The 26,244-nt window shown below is 64.6% G+C and carries 27 protein-coding genes; 11 read left to right on the top strand and 16 right to left on the bottom strand.

Annotated features, from left to right (window positions below; all coding sequences use genetic code 11):
- Nucleotides 1-4: 4 nt before the first annotated feature.
- Nucleotides 5-910 carry an AurF N-oxygenase family protein gene (locus CH256_RS19495; RefSeq protein WP_082898813.1) on the bottom strand — a complete coding sequence of 302 codons (906 nt, stop codon included), beginning with the start codon at nt 908-910 and terminating at the stop codon, nt 5-7.
- A 153-nt stretch (nt 911-1,063) separates the two neighbouring features.
- Here CH256_RS19495 and CH256_RS19490 point away from each other — a divergent pair, with 153 nt between their 5' ends.
- From CH256_RS19490 to CH256_RS19455, 8 genes are all read left to right on the top strand, one after another.
- On the top strand, nt 1,064-2,569 hold the full coding sequence (locus tag CH256_RS19490; RefSeq protein WP_094639247.1) for an adenylate/guanylate cyclase domain-containing protein: 1,506 nt from the start codon (nt 1,064-1,066) through the stop codon (nt 2,567-2,569).
- Between the two features lie 134 nt (nt 2,570-2,703).
- Nucleotides 2,704-3,369 (top strand): HAD-IA family hydrolase, encoded by a 666-nt coding sequence (locus CH256_RS19485; RefSeq protein WP_094670373.1) that lies wholly within the window; start codon nt 2,704-2,706, stop codon nt 3,367-3,369.
- Nucleotides 3,370-3,429: 60 nt separating this feature from the next.
- The gene (locus tag CH256_RS19480; RefSeq protein ID WP_094639246.1) at nt 3,430-4,641 is read left to right on the top strand and encodes a sedoheptulose 7-phosphate cyclase; all 1,212 of its coding nucleotides are present in this window, start codon (nt 3,430-3,432) and stop codon (nt 4,639-4,641) included.
- On the top strand, nt 4,638-5,438 hold the full coding sequence (locus CH256_RS19475) for an O-methyltransferase (protein WP_094670372.1): 801 nt from the start codon (nt 4,638-4,640) through the stop codon (nt 5,436-5,438). The genes CH256_RS19480 and CH256_RS19475 overlap by 4 nt, the downstream gene beginning before the upstream one ends.
- Entirely contained in the window at nt 5,435-6,721 is a 1,287-nt protein-coding gene (locus CH256_RS19470) for an ATP-grasp enzyme (protein ID WP_094670371.1), read from the top strand. Before CH256_RS19475 ends, CH256_RS19470 begins: the two co-directional genes overlap by 4 nt.
- Complete coding sequence (locus CH256_RS19465; protein WP_094670370.1) at nt 6,721-7,743, top strand: D-alanine--D-alanine ligase family protein; 1,023 nt, start codon at nt 6,721-6,723, stop codon at nt 7,741-7,743. Before CH256_RS19470 ends, CH256_RS19465 begins: the two co-directional genes overlap by 1 nt.
- A complete protein-coding gene (locus CH256_RS19460; RefSeq protein ID WP_094670369.1) occupies nt 7,740-8,492 on the top strand; it encodes a TauD/TfdA dioxygenase family protein in 753 nt (250 codons plus the stop codon). The genes CH256_RS19465 and CH256_RS19460 overlap by 4 nt, the downstream gene beginning before the upstream one ends.
- Nucleotides 8,493-8,542: 50 nt before the next feature.
- A complete protein-coding gene (locus tag CH256_RS19455) occupies nt 8,543-9,268 on the top strand; it encodes a YoaK family protein (protein ID WP_068055698.1) in 726 nt (241 codons plus the stop codon).
- 15 nt (nt 9,269-9,283) lie between these two features.
- Here the strand turns inward: CH256_RS19455 and CH256_RS28370 are convergent, their stop codons facing one another.
- The gene (locus CH256_RS28370; RefSeq protein WP_068055695.1) at nt 9,284-9,898 is read right to left on the bottom strand and encodes a TetR/AcrR family transcriptional regulator; all 615 of its coding nucleotides are present in this window, start codon (nt 9,896-9,898) and stop codon (nt 9,284-9,286) included.
- A gap of 80 nt (nt 9,899-9,978) precedes the next feature.
- Here CH256_RS28370 and CH256_RS19445 point away from each other — a divergent pair, with 80 nt between their 5' ends.
- Nucleotides 9,979-10,911, top strand: a complete 933-nt coding sequence (locus CH256_RS19445; protein WP_256989488.1) for a DAPG hydrolase family protein — start codon at nt 9,979-9,981, stop codon at nt 10,909-10,911.
- Here CH256_RS19445 and CH256_RS19440 read toward each other — a convergent pair.
- The 3 genes from CH256_RS19440 to CH256_RS19430 form a co-directional block, all read right to left on the bottom strand.
- Nucleotides 10,908-11,483: a hypothetical protein gene (locus CH256_RS19440; RefSeq protein WP_068055691.1), complete on the bottom strand. Its 576-nt coding sequence runs from the start codon at nt 11,481-11,483 to the stop codon at nt 10,908-10,910. The two genes, CH256_RS19445 and CH256_RS19440, sit on opposite strands and share 4 nt — an antisense overlap.
- A gap of 28 nt (nt 11,484-11,511) precedes the next feature.
- Nucleotides 11,512-12,447 (bottom strand): pirin family protein, encoded by a 936-nt coding sequence (locus CH256_RS19435; protein ID WP_094670368.1) that lies wholly within the window; start codon nt 12,445-12,447, stop codon nt 11,512-11,514.
- A gap of 80 nt (nt 12,448-12,527) precedes the next feature.
- The gene (locus CH256_RS19430) at nt 12,528-12,869 is read right to left on the bottom strand and encodes a GNAT family N-acetyltransferase (RefSeq protein WP_068055684.1); all 342 of its coding nucleotides are present in this window, start codon (nt 12,867-12,869) and stop codon (nt 12,528-12,530) included.
- A 182-nt stretch (nt 12,870-13,051) separates the two neighbouring features.
- Here CH256_RS19430 and CH256_RS19425 point away from each other — a divergent pair, with 182 nt between their 5' ends.
- Both CH256_RS19425 and CH256_RS19420 read left to right on the top strand, forming a co-directional pair.
- On the top strand, nt 13,052-14,293 hold the full coding sequence (locus tag CH256_RS19425; protein WP_094639239.1) for an ATP-grasp domain-containing protein: 1,242 nt from the start codon (nt 13,052-13,054) through the stop codon (nt 14,291-14,293).
- Nucleotides 14,294-14,334: 41 nt separating this feature from the next.
- Nucleotides 14,335-16,341: a hypothetical protein gene (locus CH256_RS19420; RefSeq protein WP_094670392.1), complete on the top strand. Its 2,007-nt coding sequence runs from the start codon at nt 14,335-14,337 to the stop codon at nt 16,339-16,341.
- A 56-nt stretch (nt 16,342-16,397) separates the two neighbouring features.
- Here CH256_RS19420 and CH256_RS19415 read toward each other — a convergent pair whose 3' ends face one another.
- From CH256_RS19415 to CH256_RS19365, 11 genes are all read right to left on the bottom strand, one after another.
- Nucleotides 16,398-16,613 carry a DUF2945 domain-containing protein gene (locus CH256_RS19415; RefSeq protein WP_068055681.1) on the bottom strand — a complete coding sequence of 72 codons (216 nt, stop codon included), beginning with the start codon at nt 16,611-16,613 and terminating at the stop codon, nt 16,398-16,400.
- Nucleotides 16,614-16,671: 58 nt separating this feature from the next.
- Nucleotides 16,672-17,634 carry an alpha/beta hydrolase gene (locus tag CH256_RS19410; RefSeq protein WP_231893843.1) on the bottom strand — a complete coding sequence of 321 codons (963 nt, stop codon included), beginning with the start codon at nt 17,632-17,634 and terminating at the stop codon, nt 16,672-16,674.
- A 144-nt stretch (nt 17,635-17,778) separates the two neighbouring features.
- Entirely contained in the window at nt 17,779-18,915 is a 1,137-nt protein-coding gene (locus CH256_RS19405) for an RNA polymerase sigma factor (protein WP_094670367.1), read from the bottom strand.
- Between the two features lie 8 nt (nt 18,916-18,923).
- A complete protein-coding gene (locus CH256_RS19400) occupies nt 18,924-19,331 on the bottom strand; it encodes a YciI family protein (protein WP_094670366.1) in 408 nt (135 codons plus the stop codon).
- Nucleotides 19,332-19,426: 95 nt separating this feature from the next.
- Nucleotides 19,427-20,449, bottom strand: coding sequence for a class II fructose-bisphosphate aldolase (fbaA, locus tag CH256_RS19395; RefSeq protein WP_094670365.1), 1,023 nt, complete (start codon nt 20,447-20,449; stop codon nt 19,427-19,429).
- Between the two features lie 32 nt (nt 20,450-20,481).
- A complete protein-coding gene (locus tag CH256_RS19390; protein WP_231893842.1) occupies nt 20,482-21,471 on the bottom strand; it encodes a LacI family DNA-binding transcriptional regulator in 990 nt (329 codons plus the stop codon).
- 54 nt (nt 21,472-21,525) lie between these two features.
- On the bottom strand, nt 21,526-22,176 hold the full coding sequence (locus tag CH256_RS19385; RefSeq protein WP_094670364.1) for a nucleoside/nucleotide kinase family protein: 651 nt from the start codon (nt 22,174-22,176) through the stop codon (nt 21,526-21,528).
- Nucleotides 22,173-23,105: a PfkB family carbohydrate kinase gene (locus CH256_RS19380; protein WP_094670363.1), complete on the bottom strand. Its 933-nt coding sequence runs from the start codon at nt 23,103-23,105 to the stop codon at nt 22,173-22,175. Before CH256_RS19380 ends, CH256_RS19385 begins: the two co-directional genes overlap by 4 nt.
- A complete protein-coding gene (locus tag CH256_RS19375) occupies nt 23,086-23,868 on the bottom strand; it encodes an ATP-binding cassette domain-containing protein (RefSeq protein WP_068055667.1) in 783 nt (260 codons plus the stop codon). The genes CH256_RS19380 and CH256_RS19375 overlap by 20 nt, the downstream gene beginning before the upstream one ends.
- Nucleotides 23,865-24,854 (bottom strand): ABC transporter permease, encoded by a 990-nt coding sequence (locus CH256_RS19370; RefSeq protein WP_094670362.1) that lies wholly within the window; start codon nt 24,852-24,854, stop codon nt 23,865-23,867. The genes CH256_RS19375 and CH256_RS19370 overlap by 4 nt, the downstream gene beginning before the upstream one ends.
- A 42-nt stretch (nt 24,855-24,896) precedes the next feature.
- The gene (locus CH256_RS19365) at nt 24,897-25,895 is read right to left on the bottom strand and encodes a substrate-binding domain-containing protein (protein ID WP_094639232.1); all 999 of its coding nucleotides are present in this window, start codon (nt 25,893-25,895) and stop codon (nt 24,897-24,899) included.
- Nucleotides 25,896-26,244: the final 349 nt, after the last annotated feature.

The raw sequence follows: 26,244 nt of genomic DNA, 5'->3' as shown, positions 1-26,244 counted from the left end.
GTGGTCAGAGCATGTGCAAACGACGGTAGATCATCTCGGCCGGCTTGGTGATCAAACCGCAATCGAGAAGAAATGCCATCAGGTGCTCGCTCGAGGTGCGCATCATCGTGTGGTGATGGGCGTTGTTCTTCGCTTCCTTCACCGCGCGGTCGACGTCGAGGCCAGCTGCTGCGTAGACCTCCTTGTTGACCATGTTGGACACGATCAGGCGGGCGGCGATCGCGACGACGAGCGCGCTGGCCTTGCGGCGAGCCGGGCTCTTACCTGCGATGTCTTCACGCATCTGTGCGCGCGCGAAGGTCATGTGCCGCGACTCTTCCACGACGTGGATCTTGCTGGTGGTGCGCACGAGTGGCAGCACGTTCTCGCCGCGCATCCAGTCGCGCTGCATGACGTCGAGTACCTCTTCGGCGACGAGGATGCCACCGTAGGCGACCTCGGCGGACGCGAGAGCCTTGAAGCCACGGCCGAGTTCGATGCTCGATCGACGCGGCAGGTAGGCCTTGATGCCCATCTTCTGGCAGGCGCGGGCGAACATGATCGAGTGACGGCACTCGTCGGCGATCTCGGTGAGAGCGAACTGGAAGTCCGAGTTCGACGAGTCCTTGCAGTACTGATCGCGCAGGACCATCTGCTGCAGGATCATCTCGAACCAGATGCCGGTGCTCATGATCGAGCAGACCTCGTGGCGGGTGAGCGTGATGCGCTGCTCTTCGCTCATCTCGTCCCACAGCTTCGTGCCGTAGAGGGTGCTCCACTCCGGGTTGAGTCCGTAGAGGGAGGGATCGAGATCGGCTTCCCAGTCGACCTCCTCGGAGGGGTCGTACGACAGCTGGGCGGCGGAATCGAGCAAACGAGCGGAGACATCCTCGGGCTCGAGAACGTCGTTCCTGGAGAGTGTGCTGGTCATCGCCGTGGTTCCTTCCATCGTCGAAACGCTGTATGTAACTGTTACGGAGATTACCAGGTACTCGGGGACACAGGTAGTCACTCGAGAAGAAATCTCGTCGAATCTTTTTCCGGACCCCTACAGTTCGAGCGAACAGAGAACGGAGATTCATCGGTGATCGCAGCTCTACGGTCCGCCCTCACCCGCACCCCGATGCGCCTCTACGCGGCGGGCATGGTCTCGGCCAACGCCATCGGAGCAGTCATCGTCTTCGTGTTGGCCCGCTTCATCCTGCCGTTGCCGGTCGGCTCGGAGGAGATCCTGTCGGACCGAAATTACGTCGCCTTCTTCGTGTATCTACCGGTCGCGATCGCCATCGGGATCGCGCTCGGCCTCCGCGTTGCGAAGCCCCTCGTGCTGTGGCTGCACACCGGCGGCACGCCCTCGGACGCCACCGCGATCGCCATCGTGCGGCTGCCCCTTCGTCAGCTCGGCGTCCACGTGCTGCTGTGGGCACTCGGCGTCGCGGTGTTCGTCGGGGTCAATGCGTCGGCAGGCGCGGCGCTGTCGATCATCGTCGCGATTGCCGTCAGCTTCGGCGGCCTGGCGACCTGCTCGCTGGGCTATCTGGTTGCCGAGAGAACGCTTCGGCCGATCACCGCAGCGGTGATGGAAGTCAGTGCGGTCACCGATTCCGCCGCACTCGGCGTGAAGCTGCGCGTCGTTCTCATCTGGGTCCTGAGCACGGCCATTCCCATCCTGGGGCTCGGCCTCATCGGACTCGGTAGACTGATCGACACCGTCATCCCACCCGACGTCGACCTGTCCCCCGCGATGGTGTCGCTGTCCGCGATCGCCCTGGTCGTCGGATTCGGCGGCATGTTCCTGGTCGGACGGTCCGTATCGGATCCGCTGCAGCAGGTCAGCACGGCCATGCAACGCGTCGAAGCCGGAGCGACCGACACCCGCGTCGACGTCTACGACGCCTCCGAGATCGGCCGGTTGCAGAACGGGTTCAACAAGATGGTCGTCGGTCTCGACGAGCGCGAACGACTGCGGTCGCTCTTCGGCCGCCACGTGGGCCACGACGTGGCGCAGCGCGCGCTGGCAAGCGCGCCTCGTCTGGGCGGCGAGAACCGAACGGTCGCCGTGCTGTTCATCGACCTCGTCGGTTCGACGGCGATGGCCGAGCGAGAATCCGCGGAAGCGGTGGTCGATCTGCTCAACCGCTTCTTCGCAGTGGTGGTCGAGCACGGCGAACGACACGGCGGCTTCGTCAACAAGTTCGAGGGTGATGCCGCACTGCTGATCTTCGGCGCTCCGGTCGACCACCCAGATCCCGCGACGGCGGCACTGCGCACCGCACGCACCCTGGCCGTCGCCCTCGCCTCCGACGGCGGCTTCGAGATCGGCATCGGCGTCACGTACGGCCCGGTCATCGCCGGAAACATCGGAGCCGAATCCCGATTCGAGTACACCGTCATCGGCGACACCGTCAATCAGGCGGCTCGGCTCACCGATCTCGCGAAGGACGACCCGAACACCGACGTGCTCACGTCGTCGATCGTGCTCGATCACGCCTCCGTCGACGAACGCGCGCAGTGGACGACGGGCGAGGCGGTCACCCTGCGCGGCCGGTCGACACCGACGACTCTGGCCGCGCCCGTCCGGCACCGCTGACGTCCGACCGTTCTGCCGAAAAATTCGAAGGTTTCCCGTTCGGTGCCGATGGGGCATACCCCCCGAACCAACTCACCCATCGCGCATGCGCGAGACATTGACCAGTACAACGTCTCTCGCTCCGAAAGGCATCCATGTCCGCAATTCTGTTCGGCTCGATCAGCACTCTCGTCGACACGTCCGAACTGCAACGTCGCTCGTTCAACGAGGCGTTCGCAGCACACGATCTGAACTGGAACTGGTCTCGCGAGGATTACCGGGCCATGCTCGGATCCAACGGTGGTGCCGACCGAATCAGCGAATACGCGTCCGACACGGATACCGAGGTGGACGCCGCTGCCGTGCACGCGACGAAGTCCGAGATCTTCCAGCGTCTGATCGGCGAATCCGACGTGAAGACACGACCGGGTGTGGCCGACACGATCGACTCGGCCAAGGCGAACGGCATGAAGGTGGGCTTCGTGACCACGACGTCGCGAGAGAACATCGACGCATTGTTGGCGGCCCTGAGCCCCGAGCTGACAGCCGACTCGTTCGACGTCATCGTCGACGCGTCCTCGGTCGATGCCGGCAAGCCCGACCCCGCGTCGTACGAATTCGCATTGAAGTCGTTGGGCGAGAACGCATCGGACAGCGTCGCCATCGAGGACAATGCCGGCGGTGTCCAGGCGGCGGTTGCCGCGGGCATCACCTGCGTCGCATTCCCCAACGAGAACACTGCAGGCACCGAGTTCGGCTCGGCCACCGACACCGTCGATGCACTCGATCCCGAGAGTGTCCGCGCTCTGATCTCCGCCTGAGCGAAGCCTGCGCAGCGAGCGTTCAGTCAGACCCTTCATCCAATCCTCCAGGAGTAACCAGTGAGCAATCTTCAGGCCCAGGTCGTTGCCGGGGACAGGTCGTTTCGCGTCGAAGGCTACGAACGCATCGAGTACGACCTGATCTACGTCGACGGTGTGTTCGCAATCGAGAACACCGAATTGGCCGATAGTTACCGGCCGTACGGTCGCGCGCTGATGGTCGTCGACGAATCGGTGCACGAGATCTACGGCGACCGGATCAGCGCGTACTTCGATCACTACGACATCGCCCTGACGGTGGTTCCGGTGCACATCGCCGAGACCGCGAAGTCGCTGGAGACGTTCGAGCGCATCGTGGGCGAGTTCGATGCGTTCGGTCTGGTCCGCACCGAGCCGGTGCTGGTGGTAGGCGGCGGATTGACCACGGACGTAGCGGGTTTCGCGTGCGCCAGCTACCGACGGAACACCCCGTACATTCGCATTCCCACCACACTGATCGGCCTGATCGACGCGAGCGTGTCCATCAAGGTGGCCGTCAACTACGGAAAGCACAAGAACCGCCTCGGTGCGTATCACGCGTCGCAGAAGGTGCTGCTGGACTTCTCGTTCCTCGGCACGTTGCCCGAGGATCAGGTGCGCAACGGCATGGCCGAGCTGATCAAGATCTCCGTCGTCGGCAATCTGGAGATCTTCGAGATGCTCGAACAGTACGGTCCGGAACTGCTCCGAACCCGATTCGGTCATCTCGACGGAACGGCGGAATTGCGTTCGGTTGCAGACCGACTGACCTACTCGGCGATCGCGACGATGCTCGAACTCGAGGCACCGAATCTGCACGAGATCGATCTCGATCGCGTCATCGCCTTCGGCCACACCTGGAGCCCGACGCTCGAGCTGACTCCGCCTGCCCCGTTCTTCCACGGCCACGCGATCAACATCGACATGGCGCTGTCGACGACCGTCGCCGAACAGCGTGGTCACCTGTCCACTGCCGATCGCGATCGAGTGCTCGGTGTCATGTCCAGCATCGGGCTGGCATTGGACAGCCCGTACCTGACACCCGAGTTGCTCTCGGAGGCAACGGCATCGATCCTCAAGACTCGCGACGGCATACTGCGCGCAGCGGTGCCGGACCCGATCGGCACGTGCCGCTTCCTCAACGATCTCGACGCAGCCGAGTTGGCCGATGTGCTGACTCTGCACAAGAAGATCTGCCTCGACTTCCCGCGCGCAGGCGAGGGTCTCGACATGTTCACTGCACCGACGCCGTGACCCAGACCCCGCGACCGGTCACCCCGACCACCATTCTGGCGCGCGAGCTCAGCGAGATAGCCGATCTGCTCGACGCCGGTGCCGGGGCGACCGACGAGCTGATCACCCGTGTTCATCGAGCCCGCGATCTCGCGGCGGGACTCGACCCGTATCTCGACACCTGCACCACCTCCCAATCCGCAGCGCTGGCGACATTGGCATCGCGGACCCGCACCGAGGACTGGAGATCACGTGACGTCGTCTCCGGCTCGGGGCCCCTGGAGATGGAAATGCTCTCCGGCCACGTGGAGGGACGCTTTCTTGCGTTTCTCGTGCACATGACCGGGGCGAAGCGGGTGCTCGAGATCGGTATGTTCACCGGCTACTCGGCACTGGCGATGGCCGAGGCTCTGCCCGCGGGCGGCGAGGTGGTCGCGTGCGAGGTGGATCCGTACGTGGCCGAGTTCGCGCGGTCCTGTTTTGCGGATTCGCCTGCGGGCTCGTCCATCACGGTGGAAGTGGGGCCTGCACTGGACACCCTCCGCCGGTTGGAGGGCACGTTCGATCTGGTCTTCGTCGACGCCGACAAGACCGGATACCGCGCGTACGTGGAGCACCTGCTCGGTAGCGAGCTGCTGGCCGACAACGCCGTGATCGCCGTCGACAACACCCTCCTGCAGGGTCAGCCGTACAGCGAACGCCCCACCGAGAACGGCCGGGCCGTCGCAGAATTCAACGAGTACGTGGCGAACGACCCCCGCGTGGAGCAGGTGCTGGTGCCGTTGCGCGACGGCGTCACCTTGATCCGGCGCACATGATCCGCACTGTCGCAGCGCTTGTCGGACTCACTGCCACCCTCCCCGCCGACCTCGTGGCGGCGGGGGTGGCTGCCGTCCGCGGCGGCCGGCCCGCCACGCGCCGAACCGACTCTCCCAAGACGGTCATGATCAGCGGCGGGAAGATGACCAAGGCCCTGCAGCTCGCGCGGTCCTTCCATCTCGCCGGGCACCGGGTCGTCCTGGTGGAATCGGCCAAGTACCGTTTCACCGGCCATCGGTTCTCACGTGCGGTCGACCGATTTCACTGTGTACCCGACCCGACCGAATCCGGGTACGCCCGAGCACTTCTGGATGTGGTGCTCCGCGAAGGCGTCGACGTCTTCGTCCCCGTCGCGAGTCCGGCTGCGAGCATCCACGATGCCGACGCACGGGCACTGCTCGATTCGCACTGCGAGGTCCTGCACGGCAACGGCGCGACGGTGCGCATGCTCGACGACAAGTCCAGGTTCTCCGAACACGCTGCGGCGCTCGGCTTGCGCGTTCCCGATTGGCGACGCATCACCGACGTCGAGCAGATCGCGCAGTTCGACTTCCCACCGGGCCGTGAGTACATCCTCAAACGCATCTCGTACAACCCGGTCGGCCGCATGGATCTGACGCGATTGACCCGCGACACGCCTGCCGAGAACCTGCGATTCGCACGCAGTCTCGGGATCTCCGAGGACGATCCGTGGATCCTGCAGCAATTCGTCGCCGGGCAGGAGTACTGCACCCACGGCACCGTCCGCGGCGGCCGGTTGCAGGTGTACGGCTGCTGTGAATCATCGGCGTTCCAGGTCAACTACGAGATGGTCGACAAGCCCGAAATCCTGCGCTGGGTGGAAACGTTCGTCTCTTCGCTGGACGTCACCGGCCAGCTGTCGTTCGACTTCATCGAGTCCGCCGCCGACGGCCACATCTACGCCATCGAGTGCAACCCCCGCACCCATTCGGCCATCACGATGTTCTACGACCATCCCGACCTGGCTGCCGCGTACCTCGACGACGGCCATCCGGTGATCGTGCCGCGTACGACGGCTCGCCCGACCTACTGGATCTACCACGAGGTGTGGCGTCTGCTCACCGAGGGCAACCGAAAGGCCCGCTTGCGCAGCATCTTCGAGGGAAAGGACGCCATCCTCACCGGCTGGGATCCACTCCCCTATCTGCTGGTGCACCACCTCCAGATTCCGTCCCTGCTGGTGCGAAATCTGCTGGCCCGGCGCGGATGGTCACGCATCGACTTCAACATCGGCAAGCTCGTGGAGAACGGAGGCGACTGATGACCCTGTCGGTCCTGGTACTGGTCGGATCGTCGGTGGACGAGTTCCACTGCGATCTGTCTCGGGTGTACGCGGGCGGATTTCTCGACGCACTCGGTGGAAATCCCGACTATCGGTTCGAGGTGGCGTTCGTCTCCCCCGGCGGGCTCTGGAGCTTTCCCGGCGGCATCGACGCCGCCAGTGTGGCGTCGGCACACCAGATGTCGTTGGCGCAGGCAGTGGACGTCATCTCGTCGTGGCACTTCGACGTGATGGTTCCACAGATGTTCTGCCTGCCCGGAATGACGACATACCGCAGCCTGTTCGATCTGTTGGGCGTGCCGTACGTGGGCAACGGTCCGGACGTGATGGCGATGACGGCCGACAAGGCTCGCGCCCGAGCCGTGGTCGCGGCGGCCGGGGTCGCCGTCCCGACCGGTGTCGTGGTGCGGTGCGGTGACAACATCGACGTCGAACTGCCGGTGGTCGTCAAGCCCGTCGACTCGGACAATTCGATGGGCGTCACACTGGTTCGCCAATCCGACCGGTTGGCAACCGCTGTGAGCGAGGCTCTGACGTATTCGTCTGCGGCACTGGTGGAGTCGTACATCCCCCTCGGCCGCGAGGTCCGTTGCGGCATCATCGCACGGGGCGACGAGCTGATCTGCCTTCCACTCGAGGAGTATGCCGTCGAGTCGATTCGTACCAGCGCCGACAAGTTGAATCGCACCTCGGACGGGGATCTATACCTGGTCGCGAAGGAGCAGACCAGGGCCTGGATGGTGGACGTCTCCGATCCGATCACCGAGAAGGTCTGGGCGGCAGCACGATCGTGCTATCGATCTCTCGGCTGCCGGCACTACGGTCTGTTCGACTTCCGGATCGACCCCGACGGACAACCGTGGTTCCTCGAAGCCGGTCTGTACTGCTCGTACTCGCCGTCGAGCGTGCTCGCCGTGATGGCCTCGGCGGCAGGTATCGCCGTCGACGAACTGTTCGCACGAACGCTCGACGAACTGTCGGTGAAGGAGTTGTCCTCGTGACGTTGGGAATCGAGATCGACGAGCTGGACCTGAGCTCCACCGAGACCGAAGAACTGCGAACGCTGTTGGCCGAACACGGCGTGCTGATTCTACGCAGACAACCCTTGGACGACGCAGGCTTCCTGGCATTTCTCCGGCGGTTCGGCGAGATGATGTTCACCGAGGGCGAGACGCCAGTGCCGGGCTTTCCCGACCTGAACGTCATCAGCAACGTCGGCCGCACCACACCGCCGAAATCGACATTCCACGTGGACACCACGTATGTACCGAATCCGCCTGCCTACACCGCACTACGTGCGGTCGAGGTACCGGAGTCCGGGGGCAGCACGCTGTTCAGCGACCAGTACGCGGCCTACGACACCTTGCCGGCCGACCGCAAAGCGGACCTCGCCGGAAGAACGGTGACGCACCGAGTGACCGGGGTGGCGTCGGACACCGATTCCTGTGCCGAACATCCTTTGTTCGCAGTGCATCCCGTGACCGGGCGTACCGCTCTGGCATTGTCGGCACCCGCACGGTGCGTCGCGATCAGCGGCATGTCCACCGAGGAGGCACAGGAGACCGTGCGATATCTGTTCGAACATTCGACTCGCGAGACCAATGTGCTGCGACACGCGTGGGCACCGGAGGACGTCGTCATGTGGGACAACCGATGTGTGATGCACAAAGCCGATCACAGCGGGGTCGTGGGAAACAGGGTCATGCACCGGGGAATGATTGCCAATGGTGAATCGCCGTCGGTTATGTGACCGACAACTCAAAGATTTGCCGGTTCGCCCGTAGTCCGGACAATCGAGTCATGACTTCCCCATTGACGATCAGCCGCGAAACAGCCGTCGGTGCCGAAGCTCGTCTGTCCTGGATATTGTCGGGACTGGCAGGGATGGTGGGTGCAGTTGCCTTCCTCCATTCCGCCGGCTACTTCGTGACCTTCATGACCGGCAACACCGAGCGAGCAGTCGTCGGACACTTCGGGCATCCCGAGGGCAAGGAGGTCACCCCGGGGGCCTCACCGATCGCGGCACTGGCGCTCATGGGCTCTTTCCTGGCAGGCGTCGTGATCTCGTCGATCTGCCGTCGTCGCTACTGGTCGAATCACCCGCACGGAGCAACGGTGCTCACCACGATCGCACTCGCCGGAGCAGGCGCGATCGACATCGCCATCTCCGGATGGTCGTCGGCCAACGTGAACTTCTACCCGATTCTGTTGGTGGCCTTCGCACTCGGTGCTCTCAACACCGCGTTCACGAAGAAGGAAGAGACCTACATTCCCCTGAGCTACGTCACCGGGACCATGGTCAAACTCGGCCAGGGAATCGAGCGGCACATGTTCGGCGGCGGGACGCGCTACGACTGGCTCTGCTACACAGCCCTTCTCGGATCGTTCGCCTTGGGAGGCGCGATCGGAGCCTTCATCGGCGTCGTCATCACCGGCCCGCAGGTACTGCTTCTGACCGCACTGATCAGCTTCGGCGCGACGATCTTCACGTTCACCCACACCGAGCGTCGTTCGCTGCTGGGGTGAGGCCGCCGGTCCGGGTCAGTTCTCGACCAGCGGCGAGGCCACCACGATCTTGCGCAACATCTGCTCGATGAAACCCGGGGACAGGCGTGACCCGATCAGCACTTGCCGCTGCACCAGCCCCTCGATCATCACCACGAGGGTCTCGGCGTCGGACGGCGGATCCTCGGAGTCCAACGAGGCGACGATCCACTGGGTGTAGGTGACGAATGCTGCTCGTTGACTGTCGAACAACTCGCGAATTTCGTCGTCGTGCTGCGCCTCGCCGAGCATGATGTGGCGAGCGATGACCCGTTGGACGGCATCCCCGGTCGTCATGGCGTCGATGAAATCGATGATGCGCGACACCACGATATCGGCGGTGAGCGGCTTGACGTCGACGAGACTGCCGAAGGTCGCTCCGGCCACCTCGAAGTCGCGGACGAACAGCTGACCGAGAGCCAGGTGAAGCAGCCGACTCCGGGTGGGCGCGTGGTAGTTCACCGACCCGGGTCCCAGTCCCGCTGCGGCGTCCACCGCCCGGTGCGTCAAGCCGCGAAGACCTCGGGTGGCGAGCACCTCGATCGCGGCCGTGGCGATCTCGTCGCGCCGACGCACTCTCGACTCGTCGTCCCTGGGGTGTGCCGGACTCATACCGCGCAGTGTAGTGCCCGGCTGTTGACATACATCGATTCCACGACCTAGCCTCAACGAATGTTGAGAGGGGTGGTCGCATGACCCGGGGGCCGACACGACGCCAGATCATGATCGGAGCGGCCGCTGCGGCCACCGTCGCCGTCGTCGGCCCGGTAGCCAAGGCGGTGGCGGCCCCGGCAACCGGTTCGGCGGACGAGTGCGGTGAGCGCTACCAGGGCTACCGCGACGCCGATCGAGATCTGCCGTACGCCCGATACATGGCACAGCGAACGACGCCCGCACCGACCGCCGTCGCGGACGCCTGTGCGGGCCCGGCCCTCGCGCCGGATTCGATTCCTGGATTCGATTCCATCACAACCGATCTCGCGCCCACCGGCTACTCCACGATCGAGACCGGATACGGTCGACGCGCCGATGGAGTGACGTTCGTGGCGGTCCGCACGGTGATGCCGCGCGTGACGGCAGCGATGTGGGACTGGTGGTTCGGCTGGCATTCCACCGAGGCCGCACGCTACAAGCTGTGGCATCCCGACGCCCACCTCTACGCAGCCTTCGCCGAGGATCGAACGGCACTCGATATTCCCGACAAGGCCAAGTACGTCGGCAACACGACTTTCGTGGACGAGTACGTCGGGCCGAAGCTGCAACAGCTGGGCATTGCCTTTCGCGATCCGATTGCGCACGGCTTCGACGTTCCCGCGGATCAGACGATCGTCTTCGGCCGAGTGGGCAGCTCCATCGCGCCGGTGGACCTGGGCTGGCTGGCCCACCAGGTGCGTCCCGTCGAGGGCGGTGCCGAGATGCGTAGCCGTTTCTTCCTGAACCTGCGCGGGCTGCACGTACCGGACATCGAGCAGGCCGTGTGCGCCGTCCGCCGCGGGGCGTCGGTCGATCCGACGGACCTCGATCTCGGGGTCGATCTCGCCCGAGATCTGTTGTTGCACTGCGGACAGGAGATGAATCACCTGGCCGGCTTCCTGCCGGAGTTGTACGCCGAGTTCGGGAGCTAGTGCCCCAGAAACACCTTGGCCAAGACGATGAGTGCTGCGACCGCAGCGGTGGCCAGACCACCCAGAATTGCGCGGAAGGTCAACGGGTTGCCGCGAATTCGTTCCGTGACCATCTGAATCGTCGCGATGCGTATCACGATGACTCCGCCGGCCAGCAGTTCCGACCACTGCCCCGGGAGCACCGACAACCAGCCGAGGGCCAGCATCACCGCAGGGACCGTGCCGGAGCTCAGGATCGGCACGGCGTCACGGAATTCCTCGACGGCCTCGAACGTGCGTTGCTCGTCGGTTGCATCGCCGTGCGCTTCGGGAATCTGACTGCTGGCGACGAAATCGGCGAACACATGCGCCAGAAACGTCGTCACCGCCGTGGCCAGAACCAGAACAGCAGCAGTTCCGTTCTCGATCGAGCTCGGCGTCGATGCTGCGACCGCCGCCAGAACCAGGATGTTTCCGTAGACGTAGGCCGACAGTCTCTTGGCCGCCCGCGCGGGCTCGAGCGGGCCGTCCGCGCGGGTGACCAGACGGCGATACAGCCGTGTTCTGCGAATACGGGGCTCGGCGTCGCTCATGCAGGAGATCGTTGCACGGCCGAGACGATCATTCGACGGGAACGCCGAGCCGACCGGCCTGGTAGTCCTCGAACGCCTGCAGCACTTCGGACTTGGTGTTCATGACGAACGGGCCTGCCATCGCGACGGGTTCCCTGATCGGCTTGCCGCCGAGAACGAACACCTCCAGCGACTCCCCCGCCGTAGACGCGGACATCTCGATGGTGTCGCCGCGGCCGAACAGCGCCGTCTGCCCCATCCTGATCGGACGCTTCTCCGCGCCCACGGTGCCCTCGCCCGCGAGAACGTAGATCAGTGCGTTGAACTCCCTGTTCCACGGCAGCGTCAGCGCCGCACCCGGTGCGATGGTGCTGTGCGAGAGCGCAATCGGAGTGTACGTCGACCCCGGGCCCTGCATGCCTGCGATCTCGCCGGCAATCACTCGGACCAACGCACCACCGTCGGGACTCGACGCCAGTGCGACTCTGCTGCCGGTGATGTCCTGGTAGCGCGGGTGCGCCATCTTGTTCTCGCGCGGCAGATTGACCCACAGCTGAACACCGTGGAACAGCCCACCCGAGAGCACCAGATGCTCCGGCGGAGCCTCGATGTGCAGGATGCCCCCGCCCGCCGTCATCCACTGGGTGTCGCCACCGCTGATGATTCCGCCGCCGCCGTGAGAGTCCTTGTGCTCCATGATGCCGTCGATCATGTAGGTGACCGTCTCGAACCCGCGATGCGGATGCCACGGCGTCCCCTTCGGCTCGCCGGGCGCGTAGTTGACCTCGCCCATCTGATCCATGTGGATGAACGGGTCCAGTGACGCCATGTCCAGTCCCGCGAATGCGCGACGGACCGGAAAGCCCTCGCCCTCGTACCCCGTCGGTGCCGTCGTGACGGACCGGACCGGGCGGGGGACGGCGGTGGCGTCGGGCATGGGGATTCGGGGCAAGGCGAGGATGTTGTCGACCGTCACTGCAGGCATGCGTCCCTTTCGGCAATGTAGTTGACTCTGCAACTACTCTGATCGCCTCAACCAGACGACGCCCGACGGTATTCCCGCGGTCAGCCCCGCCGGTCGGCCAGCCATTGCCGGATCTCGTCGGTCGGCTGCTCCACGACGTCGTCGAATTCCGAGTGCTTGCCCACGAAGGCCGCTACCAACTCGCAGATCGGCACGATCCGCTTGGCATCGTTGCGGGTGGCGTCGAGCGCCTGCTGCACGAGAATCGTTGCCAGACCACGTCCGCCGTAGGCTGCGTCGACCTCGGTGTGGAAGAAGATACGTCTGCCGTGTTCGTCGTCGGCGAACTCGGTGAACCCGACCTGCGAGCCGTCGACCGAGACCGTGAAACGATCTGCTTGCTGGGTGATTTCGACCTGCGCACCCGTTTTGTCGACCGTCATGTCGCACTCCTCGTTCCAGGAAGGCGCGCACCGCACCTCGTCGATCGTGAACGCTACCGAACACCTGGATCCGGCGCGTTTCCGATCCACAGTCGCATACAGGGGTGCCCGGTGACCGATACTGCCTCTGTACGGTGGAGCGAAGGACCTCGACCGATGAATCATCTAGGGGAAGGAACTTCATGGCTCAGCCAGACAGGCTGGAGAAAGACCCGAACAAGGGTTTCGTGGCCCTGCTGGGGTGGAGTTTGGCCGCGGTGGAAGCACTGGACAAGTTCGATCGGCGATACGTCGTCGTCGCCCCCGAGTGGGCCGAGGCGTACTGCACCGAGCACGACATTCCGTACCTCCCGTGGAACTTCGAGCGACTCAACGATCGCTCACTGGAAATTGCCGAGACCCTGCAGGACAAGGGTGTCGACGTCGCGATCCCGCTCTACGAGGAGACGGTCGAGTGGGCCGGTGCCATCAACTCGGTGCTGCTGGGCAACCCGCGACTGTTCGGTCAGGCGATGCTGCTGCGCGACAAGTCCTTGATGAAGCGTCGCGCCCAACTCGGTGGAATCCGCGTCGGCATCTTCGAAGAGGCCCACGACCGCGAGGACGTCATCCGATTCCTGAAGCGAGTCAACCAGACCTTGCTCAAGCTCGACGGCGATCCGAACGATCCCATCCATGTCAAGGCATTCGACAAGGCAGGCTGCCTCGGCCACCGTGTCATTCGCACCCCCGACGAGGTCGACTCCATTCCCGACGAGGAATTTCCGGCGCTGATGGAATCGCATCTCGACGGTTGGGAGTTCGCCGTCGAAGCATGGATTCACAACGGCAAGATCAAGTTCCTCAACATCTCCGAATACGTCACGCTCGGCTATTCGGTGTTCGTTCCGGCCACACCGGAACTGGAGAAGTACCGCGAGCAGATCACGGTGCAGATCGAGAAGTTGATCAAGACGTTCGACATCGAGTTCGGCTTCATTCATCCCGAGTACTTCGTCACCAGTGACGGCGAGATGTACTTCGGCGAAGTTGCTTACCGCCCACCGGGTTTCAAGGTGTTCGAGCTGCTCGAGCGGGCCTACGGCTTCAACGCCTACCAGGGCCTGGCGTTGGCGTTCGACCCGAAGACCACCGAGGAGGAGATCGACGCCTTCTTCCCGAAGGAGGTCGTCGACGCCACCGGTGTCGCCGGATGTTTCGGGGTGTACCCGCGACGCCGCGTCGTCAGCCAACTGCAGATTCCCGAGGAGACCAGCGGGCACGACTACTACGAGACCAACGATCTGTCGGCACCGGTGGAGGAAACCGTCACCAAGAGAACGGCATTCGGCACCCACTGGGGCCTGCTGTACTTCTTCGGTGAGGACACCTACGTCATGCGTGACTTGTTGAAGCATCAGGAAGAACTGGACTTCTACGTGTGAAGCAGCAACTCGGAGACGACCGCAACCCATCGTCACAGACCATGGACGAGCCGGCACCGACGAACGCGACCACCACCGTGGACAAAGCATTGGCATCACGGTTGGCGCAACTGGACCATGCCGTGCATGCCTTGGCCGATGCACCCGAGTTCAGCAAGAACACCAAGGTGCGACGAGTTCTGGACGGTGTGCATCGAGTCCTGTTGCAGCCCGGCGGTTGCGATGCAATTCGCGAACGCGCCGAGGTGCTCGAGAATGCGGGGCTGTTCGCGGGCACCGACTGGGCGCAGCCGGACATTCTCGTTCCAGGGTTCGTAGGGCCCAGCTTGCGCAGCGGCAACGACGACACCTTCGTACTCGAGGCGACCAGCGAACTGCGGATGGTCGCGATCGTCGCGGGCGAGTACCAGCATGCTGCGGTGACCGCCGAAGATGCCCGCCGGTTCCTCTCTCAGGTTCTCGCGGTGAATCTCGACGTCCTGTTCACACCACCGTCCGAGTCGGAGCGAGTTCGCCTGGGCCGCACCGCGCATCTGATCCGTGATCTGTTCGGGTACGTGGCCGGGCAGATCGGCTACGACAGTGTGCTCGACGAGTTGGTCGAGGAGATCTGGCGGATTCTGCGGCAGCGTCCGATTCAGGTGGACACCATCAAGGACATGGTCACCCGCATCGCGATCTATCGTGACGATCCCACCGTCGATCTCGGCACGTCCGGTCAAGGTCTGGATCGGTTGATCACGGCATTGTTCGGCACAACCGATGCCTGCCGCGAGGATCCGGGCGTCGAGGTGTACCGATCGCGACTCGAGGCGATGGACGTCGAGGCGTTGCAGTTCGAGGCCCGCGGATTCGCGCGAGCCATGCACGACACCGGGCTCGTCTCCCCGTATCACGCGACGCTGACGCAGTATCTCGTCGACCATTACTCGTACGTTCTGCCCGAGGCCCTCGGCCTTTCCGATACCGGCCGGACCTGCCTGACGCGGTATCCGGAACTGGTGCATCGCCTCATCGAGGAGACGGTGTATCCCGAGACCGCGCAGTGCCTCTACGGATTGGCACTGCTTCTCGATCGCGGGATTCTGCATCAGCCGCCGATCGTGCCGTCCCTGTGGCGGCAGATCTCGCTGAAACTTGCTCCCGCGGTGCGGGAACGACTGATCACCACGTTCGGGCCGGTCCCCGCGCCGGAGTCACGCTTGCTCGGGGGCTTGCTCTCGATGCTGGGGCAGCCCCTCGGCGTGGGCCAGGGCGACAACCCGACGTGTCAGTCGGCGCGGGCATTGTCGATGTGGGCCTACAACGATCCCGACTACCTGCTGCAGATGGTGGTGTGGGCGGCGCGTGACGAGGAGATCGTCATGCACTTCGAGGGGCAGTCGATCTCGTCGACCGAGAGTGTCAGCGGCGTCGCCACGACCGATCCGGTGGACCTCGATCCCGCGTCGCTGTTGCTGGTTCCACACCTCGATCGCATCTATGCCGAGATGGTCCGGCGTTGCGCCGATCGTCCCGGCGACCCGCACCGCTGGGTCAATCCCGAGTTCCACGGGTGGTGGTCGGCACGCGAATTCCACATCGACGTCGATGTCGCGACCGGCAATCTCGTCGACCTGGACGCCTTTCTGCGGCAGTTCTACGCGGCGTACCACCCGGAGTACAACGGGCACCAACCCTTGATCCATCCGCAGCCGGCAGGTGTGGCCGTAACCGACAGCGCCGCACGGTATGTGGGGTGGCACGCCATCACGATCCTGCGCGTGAACACCGATCCCGACGGCGCCATGCGGGTGTACTTCTTCAACCCGAACAACGACAGCGGTCAGGACTGGGGCGACGGCGTCGTGGTGGGCACGGCGGGCAACGGCGAACGCGCAGGCGAGGGTTCGCTGCCGTTCGACCAGTTCGCCTCACGGCTGTACATCTTCCACACCGATCCCCTCGAGCACGGCGAGCCGGAGAGAATCCCAGCCGAGGACATCGAGCGCATCCGCGGCTACATCGAACGGAGTTGGGGCGCAGAACGATCGGTGCCCGAGGCCTGAGATCCACTTGTGCGCCCCGAGTCGACAACTCGGGGCGCACAAGTGATCTTGTGGCGTCAGTCCTTCTTGTCAAGCGCTTCCGGCTTGTGCACCGCGTCCTTACCGGATTTGTCGCTCTCGACCCGGTACTGCGGCTCGTCTTTCGATGCCTTCACGGTGCGGCCTGCGGCTTCGGTCTCGGAGGTGATCTTCTCCACCACCGTTCCCTCGGTCGTGTTTCCGTGGGTCTGCCATTCGACCTTGTCACCCTTGTGCAGTTCGTCCTTCGACATGTTCGCGTTGTCCTTTCGCCGGTGTGAACCCCGCTTACCCGCCGAAGTCTCGATGCAATCAGCTGGTTCCCAGAGCCGGTGCCAGCGTGGTGAACCAGGCCTCACGCAGCTGATCCTCGAACAGCGGCCAGGTGTGCGCGCCCTCCTCGCGCATGGACACCGTTGCCGGCACGTCGGCTCGGCGCAGGGCGTCGACGAAGATCGATGTGCAGTGGTTGACCATGGCCTCCACCGCCATTCCGCCGAACGGTGGGATCGCGCCCTCGGGAATGCGATCCACCGGCCCTGGTAGTCCGCGGGAGGAGCTGACGTAGACCGCGGTTCCGCGCAGCCGCTCGACGTTCAGTGACGGGTCGTGGTCGCGCCATCCCTGACTTCCCGGCAGCCCCCACATGTTGAAGGGGTTGTTGAGTCCGCCGGCGATCATCGCCGAAATACCGGCAGTGGCAAGCGGGTCGGACGGTGCCGGGCATCCACTGAACGACGCGGCCGCGTCGAACACATCCGGGGCCTGGATCGCGAGATCGAGTGCGGGACCACCACTCATCGACAGCCCTGCCACGCCGCGTCTGCCGGTCGAGCCGTAGGCCGCGTCGACGGCGGCAGGTAATTCGCGGCTCAGGTAGGTCTGCCACTTGTTGCTGCCGAGCACGGGATCGATTGTCTGCCAATCGGTGTAGAAACTGAAGCGACCGCCGATGGGTGCGACGACCGTGACGTTCTTGTCGAGAAAGAACTGCTCGACGCCCGAGTTGTTGAGCCACCCGACTCCGTCCTCGTTGCCGAGTGCGCCGTTGAGCAGCACGAGAGTGGGCGCAGGGCCGCCTTCCGGCGAATGCAACACCTCGTTGGAAATGACCCGATTCATGGACGGGGAGAAGACGTTCAGCACCGCGCGGGTTGCCGACACCTGATGGATGCCGACGGCTTCCGCAGCCGCGTCGGCCGATCCGGAGTTCCCCGGCAACGCCTGCGCCGGTGTTCCGGTCATCAGCATCGACGCCGCTGCCGCGGCCGTCACGACCGCAGCGGATCGCGCTAGTTTCTTTCTCTTGTGTCCCATTGGCAACTTCAGCACCATACGAGGGTCGCACGGATTCCGCTTTCTACCGCTAACGATCGGATTACGAAACCGATCGGTCCGTTCGCTTGCCGCCTGCGGGGCTCAACCGGTTCTGATCCGCGCGGCCTGCAGCGTCAGATGGTGCCGCTCGGGAATCGACGACGCCTTATCCGCCGCCTCCGCGTACAACTCGGCAGCACGCTGCAGATCACCGGCCTTCTCGCACAAGTACGCGGCCGCCGCTGTGTGCCGCGGGACGGCCGGATCGACCTCGCCCAGCGCCTCGAGCCCCGCCGCCGGACCGTCGGCCTCCCCGATCGCCACCGCTCGATTGAGTCGGACCACGGAACTGTCCGTGAGAGCGAGCAACTCGTCGTACCACTCGACGATCTGCGGCCAATCGGTCTCCTCCATACACCGGGCGTCGGCGTGCAAGGCGGCGATGGCCGCCTGCGCCTGGAACTCACCCAACCGATCGCGGGCGAGCGCCGCCTGCAGGATGTGCACTCCCTCCGCGATCAGCGTTGTGTCCCAACGAGATCGATCCTGCTCAGCGAGATCGATGACGTGACCGTCGGGCCCGGTCCTGGCCGAACGCCGGGCGTGGTGCAACAGCATCAGCGCCAACAGTCCGGCCGTTTCCTCGTCGTCGGACAACCCGGCCAACTGCCGGGTCAACCGAATCGCCTCGGCCGCCAGATCGACGTCCCCGGTGTACCCCTCGTTGAAGACGAGATACAGCACCCGCCGCACCGTCCCCACATCACCGGGCGCATCGAAACGCACATCGCGCACCGTGCGTTTGGCGCGGCTGATGCGTTGCGCCATGGTCTTCTCCGGCACCAGGTACGCCCGCGCGATCTGCCGCGTCGTCAATCCCCCGACGGCACGCAGCGTCAGTGCCACCGCTGCCGCCGGACCGAGCGAGGGATGCGCGCACAGAAAGAACAACTGCAGCGTGTCGTCGACGCCGCTCACGGTGCCAGGATCCGGTTGTGCCGCGGCTCGATCCTCTCGTGCTCGTCGCGCCTTCTCGGATCGTTCTGCGTCGAGAAACTTGCGCCACGCGACGGTCACCAGCCAACCCTTCGGCTCGGCAGGCGCGTCGGCGACCCACGTGGAGGTCGCCTCGAGCATCGCCTCCGCCGCGGCGTCCTCGGCCGACGCGAAGTCGGCTCCGCGGTGGACGAGGACGCCGATCACCGCGGGTGTCAGTGCCCGCAGCACCTGGGGGTCCATGGCGGTCGTCAGTCGGCGATGGTGGGGGGAGCCTCCATGAACGGACGCAGTTCGAGCCATTCGTGAATCGGTTCGCCGCCTGCTCCCGGCGCGGCCGACAACTGCCCGGCGAGTTCGAGCGCCCGCTCGTAGGTCTCCACGTCGATGATCATCCAGCCTGCGATGAGATCCTTGGTCTCGGCGAACGGACCGTCGGTGACCGGCGGCTTGCCCTCACCGCCGGAGCTGACCCAGGTCCCCTCGGGAGCCAGGGCCTGGGCGTCGACGAACTCGCCGGTGGCTTCGAGTTCGGCGGCGAAATCCTGCATGAACTGGATGTGCGCGTGCACCTCCGCAGGCGTCCACCGGTCCATCGGGACGCTGTTGATCGGCTCCGGAGCGCCGCGGTAGTGCTTGAGCATGAGGTACTTGGCCATGGTGTCTCCTGACGTTCGATGCGGCCATTCTTGCCGCATTCGACCCTGGGACGGAGCCGGTCCGCAGATTTCGACACACTCGACGGAAAAGATTCTCAGCGCATCGTGCGCCCTGCCGAGCCCAGCATCTGTGTCGCCTCGACCACGCGAGCCGCCATCGCCGTCTCGGCCGGCTTGCCCCAGGATCGGGGGTCGTAGGCCTTCTTGTTTCCGTACTCGCCGTCGACCTTGAGAACCTGGTCGTACTTGCTCAGCATGTGACCGGCGATGGATCTGGTGAACGCGTACTGGGTATCGGTGTCGATGTTCATCTTGATCACCCCGCTGGCCACGGCCGAGGCGATGTCCTCTGCGCTGGAACCCGATCCGCCGTGGAACACCAGATCGAAGGGCTTGTCCTTGCCCGTCTCGGCTCCGACGACGGACTGGATCTCGTCGAGGATCTCGGGTCGTAGATGTACCGAGTCGGGGTTGTAGACGCCGTGGACGTTGCCGAAGGTCAGAGCCGTCATATAACGACCGCGCTCCCCCGCACCGAGCGCAGCGATCGTGGCGCGCGCATCGTCGACCGTCGAGTACAGCTGTTCGTTGATCTCGTGTGACACCCCGTCCTCCTCTCCGCCGATCACTCCCACTTCGATCTCCAGAATGGTGTCGGCCTCCACCGACAGATCGAGCAACTCGCGCGCGATCCGCAAATTCTCCTCCAACGGCACGGCCGATCCGTCCCACATGTGCGATTGGTACAGCGGCGGTAGTCCGCGGCCGCGTCGTTCGATCGCGTCGGCCAGCAGGGGGCGGACCCAGTCGTCCAGATTCTCGGCGGGGCAGTGATCGGTGTGCAGCGCCACCGAGATCGAATAGTGCTGCGCCACTTCGTGGGCGTACTGCGCGAGCGCCTTGGACCCGGCGAAGCGGTTCTGCACGGCGTTGCCGGACAGATAGAGCGCGGTGCCGACCGATACCTGAATGATGCCGTCACTCTCGGCTTCGGCAAATCCCTGCAGAGCTGCGTTGAGAGTCTGAGAACCGGTGACGTTGATCGACGGGTAGGCGAACCCACCCTCCTTGGCGCGATCCAGCATGGCGGCATACTGCTCCGGACTGGCAATCGGCATGGTGGGTCCTATCTTTCGGGTGTGGCTGCGGTCTACGTGCAGCCGCAGGAATTGCGATGGGTGAAGGTGGTGGGCACTCGAATGGACCGAGGTGTCTCTTCGCTGCCCTCGATTCGATTCAGCAACAGGTCGGCTGCGGTTCGGCCGATCGTCTGCACGTCCTGAGCCGCCGCGGTGAGCCTGGGCTCGAACAGATCCGACCACTCGAAGTCGTCGTAGCACACGAAGGCGAGGTCGGCGGGGATCGACAAGCCCAGGCCACGAACCGCTTTCAGCGATCCGATGGTCATCGAGTTGTTCATCGACACCAGAGCAGACGGCCGATCCGGACCCGACATCAACTCACGCACCTGGGACTCGGCCACCTCCACACTGGATCGGCCGTCGAGAACGAGTCGAGGATCGAGTTCGATTCCGCGATCCGCCAGTGCGCGGGAGTAGCCGTCGAATCGCTCTGTCGTGGAGGAGATTCCTTCGATGCCGCGGACGATCGCGATGCGTCGATGTCCGGCGTCGAGGAGGTGGGTCGTCAGCTCGTACGCCGACGCGTCGTTCTCCGGGCCCACCTGGTCACAGGAGACATCGAGCATCCGGTCGATCAGCACCAGAGGTGTTCCGCTACGGACGATCTCGGGAATCGTGGAGAATTCCGAGCCGGCTGCGGGCGCGAGAATCATGCCGTCGACCTGACGGTCGAGCAACGAGTCCGTCACCCTGCGCTCGGAGCGAGGCTCGTCGTGCGAGTCACCGAGGATCAACACGTAACCGGCCTCGGACAACCGCTCCTCGACGGCATGGACCAGGCTGCCGAAGTACGGGTTGGTCAATGCGGCGATGGACAGTCCCACGGTGTGCGTCCGACCCGCCGCGAGCGATCGAGCGACGACGTTGCGCCGATAGCCGATCTCGACGATCGCTGCATCGACGCGCTCCCGAGTAGCGGGATTGACGTTGCGGGTTCCGTTGAGCACGTGGGAGACAGTCGATACCGATACCCCGGCCAGGCGAGCAACGTCGTCCATCGTGGGCATGTCAGTACGCCCGACGCTGTCGGGCCTCGCGGCTCGGCGGAACTGTCATGTCAGCCGCAGGATTCGATCGGCGCGGCATGCGGTCGACCCGATCAGTTCCGCGTTGCGCTCGTCCGAGCCCAGTGCCCAGAACTTCGCGTCCTCGTGCGACTTTCCGTAGGCCTCGTGCCTGGCCACCAGCCGCTCGTGCCGAACCGTCGTGTGCGGGGCCAGAAACCAGACTTCGTCGATCATTACGCGCGCCGCAGGCCACGCGTCGGACTCCATCAGCAGGTAATTCCCCTCGGTGACGACGAGCGGGACAGTCGACGGGACCGGAATCGAGGACCCGATCGACTCCTCGATCTCGCGCCGAAATCTCGGCGCGTACACGGTGGGGTCGCCGGGCTGCTGGTCGTGAATCGCCGCGATCAGCCGCGCATAGCCGCCGTCGTCGAACGTGTCGTGGGCACCCTTGCGATCGAGCCGGCCCAGCTCGATCAACACCTCGTTGGCGAGGTGGAATCCGTCCATCGGAACCAGTACCGCGAGTTCCGGTCCGAGCGCATCGACGAGTTGCTGAGCCACAGTGGACTTTCCGGCACCCGGCGCACCGGTCAGGCCGAGTATGCGTCGCTGACCGGATACAGCCGACTTTCGCGCCAGCTCCACGAGTTGTTCGAGGGTGGCTTCCTGTACGTCCTGATCAGTGCTCACCGTTGTCGCTTTCGAGTCCGTGGGTAGTGAAGTGTGTCGGCGGATAGTTCGTGTAACCACGCTCTGGGGCCGATCACCGAGCAGCGCAATGCGGCAACGTGAGCCGACCTGTCGATGCGCTCGGAAAGGGAGCCTGGCTGCGTGGAGTAGTAGGCATACGCGCCGTGGAACGCATCCCCGGCACCCAGAGTATCGACCACTGCGACCGGCTCCACATCGACCGATCCCGATGATCCCTCGGACCACCATTCGACGGGATCGCCGCCGTGGGTCGTGACGACGGTGTGCACGCCGGATCCGACGAGCGCCGCGGCGGCGGAAGCGGTGTCCGAGGTGCCGGGGGCGCGAAAGTCCGCCGAGCACACCATGTCCGTGGCGTGCGGAATCAGCTCGCTCATCACCGGTTTCCAGCGACCGGCGTCCACGACCAACGTGGTAACCCGCGCCGCCGCATGTTCCGCGGCGGCGCAGGCGATCAGGGGGTGGTGCCCGTCGACGAGTACGACGTCGGCACCGGCCACGACGGCCTCGAGATCCTCCGGCGGCGAGGCGTCGGAGTTCACGGCGTCGGCCGAGACGACCGACCGATCACCGGTCGATTCGATCACCGTCACCGCAGAGACTGGCACAGCCCTGGTGGAGCCCTCGGCGGCGTCGAGCACCCGCACTCCGAATGCGGCCAGGTCTGCCTTGATCAGGGCTGCCACCGGGTCGTCTCCGAGCGCGGTGACGAGCACCGCCGTCCCGCCCAGCGCGGCGAAGGTCACCGCCGCGTTGGCAGCAGGTCCTCCCGCCGCGACGAACTGTGCGCTCGAGGTGATCTTCTGGTTGGGTGCCGGCGCTGCCGCCACTCGATGGACGACGTCGAGTGTCGCCAGCCCGACGAAAACACCGACCGGACTTGTCGATTCAGAGGCCTGCGCGTTCATCGTCGGTCGGCTCCTCCGCGCCGGTCATGAGCGCGACGACCTCGGACATGGTGCGGTTCTTCGGATTCACGACGCCTGCACGCTTGCCGAGGCGGTGGATGTGAATTCGATCGGCGACCTCGAACACGTGCGGCATGTCGTGGCTGATGAGCACCACCGGTATGCCTCGGTCGCGGATCGTACGAATCAGGTCGATCACCATGCCCGACTCCCGCACGCCGAGTGCGGCCGTCGGCTCGTCCATGATGATCACTCCGCGTCCGAACGCTGCCGCCCGGGCAACTGCCACGCCCTGACGCTGACCGCCGGAGAGCGTCTCGACCGCCTGATTGACCGACTTGATGCCGATCTTGAGGTCCTGCAGGTGCTTCGACGATTCCTCGCGCATTCGTGGCATGTCGAGGCGACGAAACAGACTGCCGCTGATGCCTTTACGCTTGATCTCGCGTCCCAGGTAGACGTTCGACGCGATGTCGAGCGCGGGAATGACAGCCAGGTCCTGATAGACCGTCTCGATGCCCGCTGCTCGTGCGTCGCGCGTGTTCTTGAACGACACTGGCGAGCCGTTCATCAGGATCTCGCCCGAGTCCGGAATGACAGCGCCCGCCAAAGCTTTGATGAGACTGGACTTTCCGGCACCGTTGTCGCCGATCACCGCCAGCACCTCACCGGGCCGCAACTCGAAATCGGCACCGTTGATGGCCGTCACACTGCCGTAGGTCTTGACCAGGCCGCGCGCTTCCAGAGCGAGGGGGGCATTCACTGTGACCTCCTACGTGCGAATTGATCGACGGCCACCGCGACGATGACGAGAATGCCGGTCGCGACGTTCTGGTACAGGCTGTCGACGCCTGCTTGGGTGAGACCGTTGCGCAGCACACCGACGATCAGGGTTCCGATGAGAGTCCCGATGACGGTGCCGCGGCCACCGAAGAGGCTGGTTCCACCGATGACGACCGCGGTGATCGTTTCCAGGTTGGCGTTCTGATAGGCGTTCGGGTCGGCGTTGGGGATTCTTCCGAGCGCTGCCCACGCCGCGATCGCCGCGATGACTCCCGTGACGATGTACACCGAGAACAGCACGCGACCGGATTTGATGCCCGACCGATCCGACGCCTGCGGGCTGCCACCGACCGCGTAAATGTGCCTGCCCCAGGATGTTTGGGACAACGCGTACCACATCACGGCGTAGACCAGCAGCATCACCACCACGCCGTACGTCGTGGAGAAACTCCCGATCTTGAACGAGGTACCGAGCAGCGTCAGCGGTCCGCTCGGTACCTGGTAGGTCTCGGAGCCGGCCAGCAACCTGGTGGCTGCCTGAATCGCAGTGAACGTGCCGAGCGTGACGATGAACGGTGGCAGTCGCAGCATCGTCACCAATCCGCCGTTGATCGCACCGAACGCCAGGCAGACGGCAAGCGTGGAACCCAGTGCGACCACCGGACCGTTCGCGCCTGCCGACTGCGCCATCACGATGGTGCCCATCACCGCCACCGCACCGATCGACAGATCGATACCGGAGGTCAGGATGATCAGCGTCTGGCCGACGGCGAGAATGCCGACGACCACCGACTGCTGCAGGATCAGAGAAACGTTCTGCGGGTTGAGAAACGAGCTAGAGATCGAGCTGAAGACGATGACGGCGATGAGGAGTGCGGCCATCGGCCCGAGCAGCGGTTCACGCAGGATGGTCCCTACGTTGAACCGGCTCGGAGCCTTGGGTTCGGCGGCGGTGTCAGTACTCACGGATCAGTCCTCGTGTTGGGGCGATGGTCCGGGAATCCGCGATCAGCCCCAGCAATTCTCTTCGCCCCACGCGGTGTCCTGCGACTCGATTCCGTCGACGGGCTGATCGGTGACCAACTGCGAGCCGGTGTCGTTGAAGCCGCTGGGCTTGGTGCCGTCCTCGGCGAACTTCACCACAGCGTCGACGCCCTGCTCGGCCATCTTCGCCGGGAACTGCAACACCGTCGCGCCGATGATGCCGGCCTTGACGTTCTCGATGCCGGTGCAGCTGCCGTCGATCGAGCCGATGGTGATCTGATCGGCGCGGCCGGCAGACTGAATCGCCTGGTACGCACCCGCTGCTGCGGGCTCGTTGATCGTGTACAGCGCATTGACGCCCGGTGCGCGCTGCAGCAGGTTCTCCATGGCGGTCTGCGCCTTGGTCTGATCGCCGTTGGTGTTCTCCTGGCCGACGATCTCCGGCGAACTGTCGGTCAGGCCCATGCCCTCGAGGAAGCCGTCGTGACGGAACGTGTCGACCGTGCCGCCCGCGGTGCCGTCGAGCATGATGACCTGGGGCGCAGTGGTTCCGAGCGTGCCCTTGACCCATTCGCCCTGGCTGACGCCTGCGGCCTTGTTGTCGGTGGCGAACGTGGCGTCGACCGCGTCCTCGGGGTCGGTTGCGGTGTCGAGGGCGATGACGACGACGCCGGCGTCACGTGCCTTCTTGATCGCGTCCAGGACTCCGGTGGACGAGTTCGGGGTGATCAGAATCCCCTTCACGCCCTGCCCGACCAGGTTCTCGATGGCCGCGACCTGTCCCTCGTTGTCACCGTCGAAAGCGCCGGCCAGAGCCACCAGCTCGGCTCCGCTGGAATCCGCCTGGGCCTGCGCTGCCTCGCGCAGCTTCACGAAGTACGGATTGGAGTCCGTCTTGGTGATGAGTCCGACCTTGACGCTGTCCGAATCCGAACTGCTGCAAGCGGTCAGACCGAACACGAGCGAACCGGCCATGAGCGCGGTGCCGATCGTCAGCGCGGACTTCCGACGGTGATTGAACATGTGGACTCCCTTGTCCCCTAGCCACGCGGTCGCGTCGCTCGATTGCAGGAGCCTAGAACGCATACAAGCGCTTGCGCATGCGCTTTCGCCGAAACAAACCTGGATTCTTTTTCACCGACCGGGCAGACGGTTCGTGACGGGGGTCACGTGGTTTGTGTCGACCCGGTTCGCGTCGCCCCTGTCCCCGCAAATGCGCGCGCGTTTGCCATCCGCGCGCGAACTCGTGCCCGATCACCTGGCTATTCCGTGAGCACCTGGCGAATGCGCGCGCATTTGCGATCGCCGATGCCACGCACCACCACCCATCACTTGTCCGGCGGCGAACCCTCCCCCGTCACTGCTTCCGGCT

Origin of the sequence: Rhodococcus sp. 05-2254-6 (assembly GCF_002258565.1) — a bacterium.
Lineage (GTDB): Bacteria > Actinomycetota > Actinomycetes > Mycobacteriales > Mycobacteriaceae > Rhodococcoides.
This window is presented reverse-complemented; position numbering and strand designations above follow the sequence as displayed.

What these genes read in the sequence shown, in the direction of transcription:
- CH256_RS19485 (WP_094670373.1), top strand. Translation starts at nt 2,704, where the DNA reads ATGTCCGCAATTCTGTTCGGCTCGATCAGCACTCTCGTCGACACGTCC.
- fbaA (WP_094670365.1), bottom strand. Translation starts at nt 20,449, where the DNA reads ATGCCGATTGCCAGTCCGGAGCAGTATGCCGCCATGCTGGATCGCGCC.
- CH256_RS19425 (WP_094639239.1), top strand. Translation starts at nt 13,052, where the DNA reads ATGGCTCAGCCAGACAGGCTGGAGAAAGACCCGAACAAGGGTTTCGTG.
- CH256_RS19430 (WP_068055684.1), bottom strand. Translation starts at nt 12,869, where the DNA reads ATGACGGTCGACAAAACGGGTGCGCAGGTCGAAATCACCCAGCAAGCA.
- CH256_RS19435 (WP_094670368.1), bottom strand. Translation starts at nt 12,447, where the DNA reads ATGCCTGCAGTGACGGTCGACAACATCCTCGCCTTGCCCCGAATCCCC.
- CH256_RS19470 (WP_094670371.1), top strand. Translation starts at nt 5,435, where the DNA reads ATGATCCGCACTGTCGCAGCGCTTGTCGGACTCACTGCCACCCTCCCC.
- CH256_RS28370 (WP_068055695.1), bottom strand. Translation starts at nt 9,898, where the DNA reads ATGAGTCCGGCACACCCCAGGGACGACGAGTCGAGAGTGCGTCGGCGC.
- CH256_RS19420 (WP_094670392.1), top strand. Translation starts at nt 14,335, where the DNA reads ATGGACGAGCCGGCACCGACGAACGCGACCACCACCGTGGACAAAGCA.
- CH256_RS19415 (WP_068055681.1), bottom strand. Translation starts at nt 16,613, where the DNA reads ATGTCGAAGGACGAACTGCACAAGGGTGACAAGGTCGAATGGCAGACC.
- CH256_RS19495 (WP_082898813.1), bottom strand. Translation starts at nt 910, where the DNA reads ATGACCAGCACACTCTCCAGGAACGACGTTCTCGAGCCCGAGGATGTC.
- CH256_RS19440 (WP_068055691.1), bottom strand. Translation starts at nt 11,483, where the DNA reads ATGAGCGACGCCGAGCCCCGTATTCGCAGAACACGGCTGTATCGCCGT.
- CH256_RS19445 (WP_256989488.1), top strand. Translation starts at nt 9,979, where the DNA reads ATGACCCGGGGGCCGACACGACGCCAGATCATGATCGGAGCGGCCGCT.
- CH256_RS19400 (WP_094670366.1), bottom strand. Translation starts at nt 19,331, where the DNA reads ATGGCCAAGTACCTCATGCTCAAGCACTACCGCGGCGCTCCGGAGCCG.
- CH256_RS19405 (WP_094670367.1), bottom strand. Translation starts at nt 18,915, where the DNA reads ATGGACCCCCAGGTGCTGCGGGCACTGACACCCGCGGTGATCGGCGTC.
- CH256_RS19380 (WP_094670363.1), bottom strand. Translation starts at nt 23,105, where the DNA reads ATGAACGCGCAGGCCTCTGAATCGACAAGTCCGGTCGGTGTTTTCGTC.
- CH256_RS19455 (WP_068055698.1), top strand. Translation starts at nt 8,543, where the DNA reads ATGACTTCCCCATTGACGATCAGCCGCGAAACAGCCGTCGGTGCCGAA.
- CH256_RS19365 (WP_094639232.1), bottom strand. Translation starts at nt 25,895, where the DNA reads ATGTTCAATCACCGTCGGAAGTCCGCGCTGACGATCGGCACCGCGCTC.
- CH256_RS19465 (WP_094670370.1), top strand. Translation starts at nt 6,721, where the DNA reads ATGACCCTGTCGGTCCTGGTACTGGTCGGATCGTCGGTGGACGAGTTC.
- CH256_RS19390 (WP_231893842.1), bottom strand. Translation starts at nt 21,471, where the DNA reads ATGGACGACGTTGCTCGCCTGGCCGGGGTATCGGTATCGACTGTCTCC.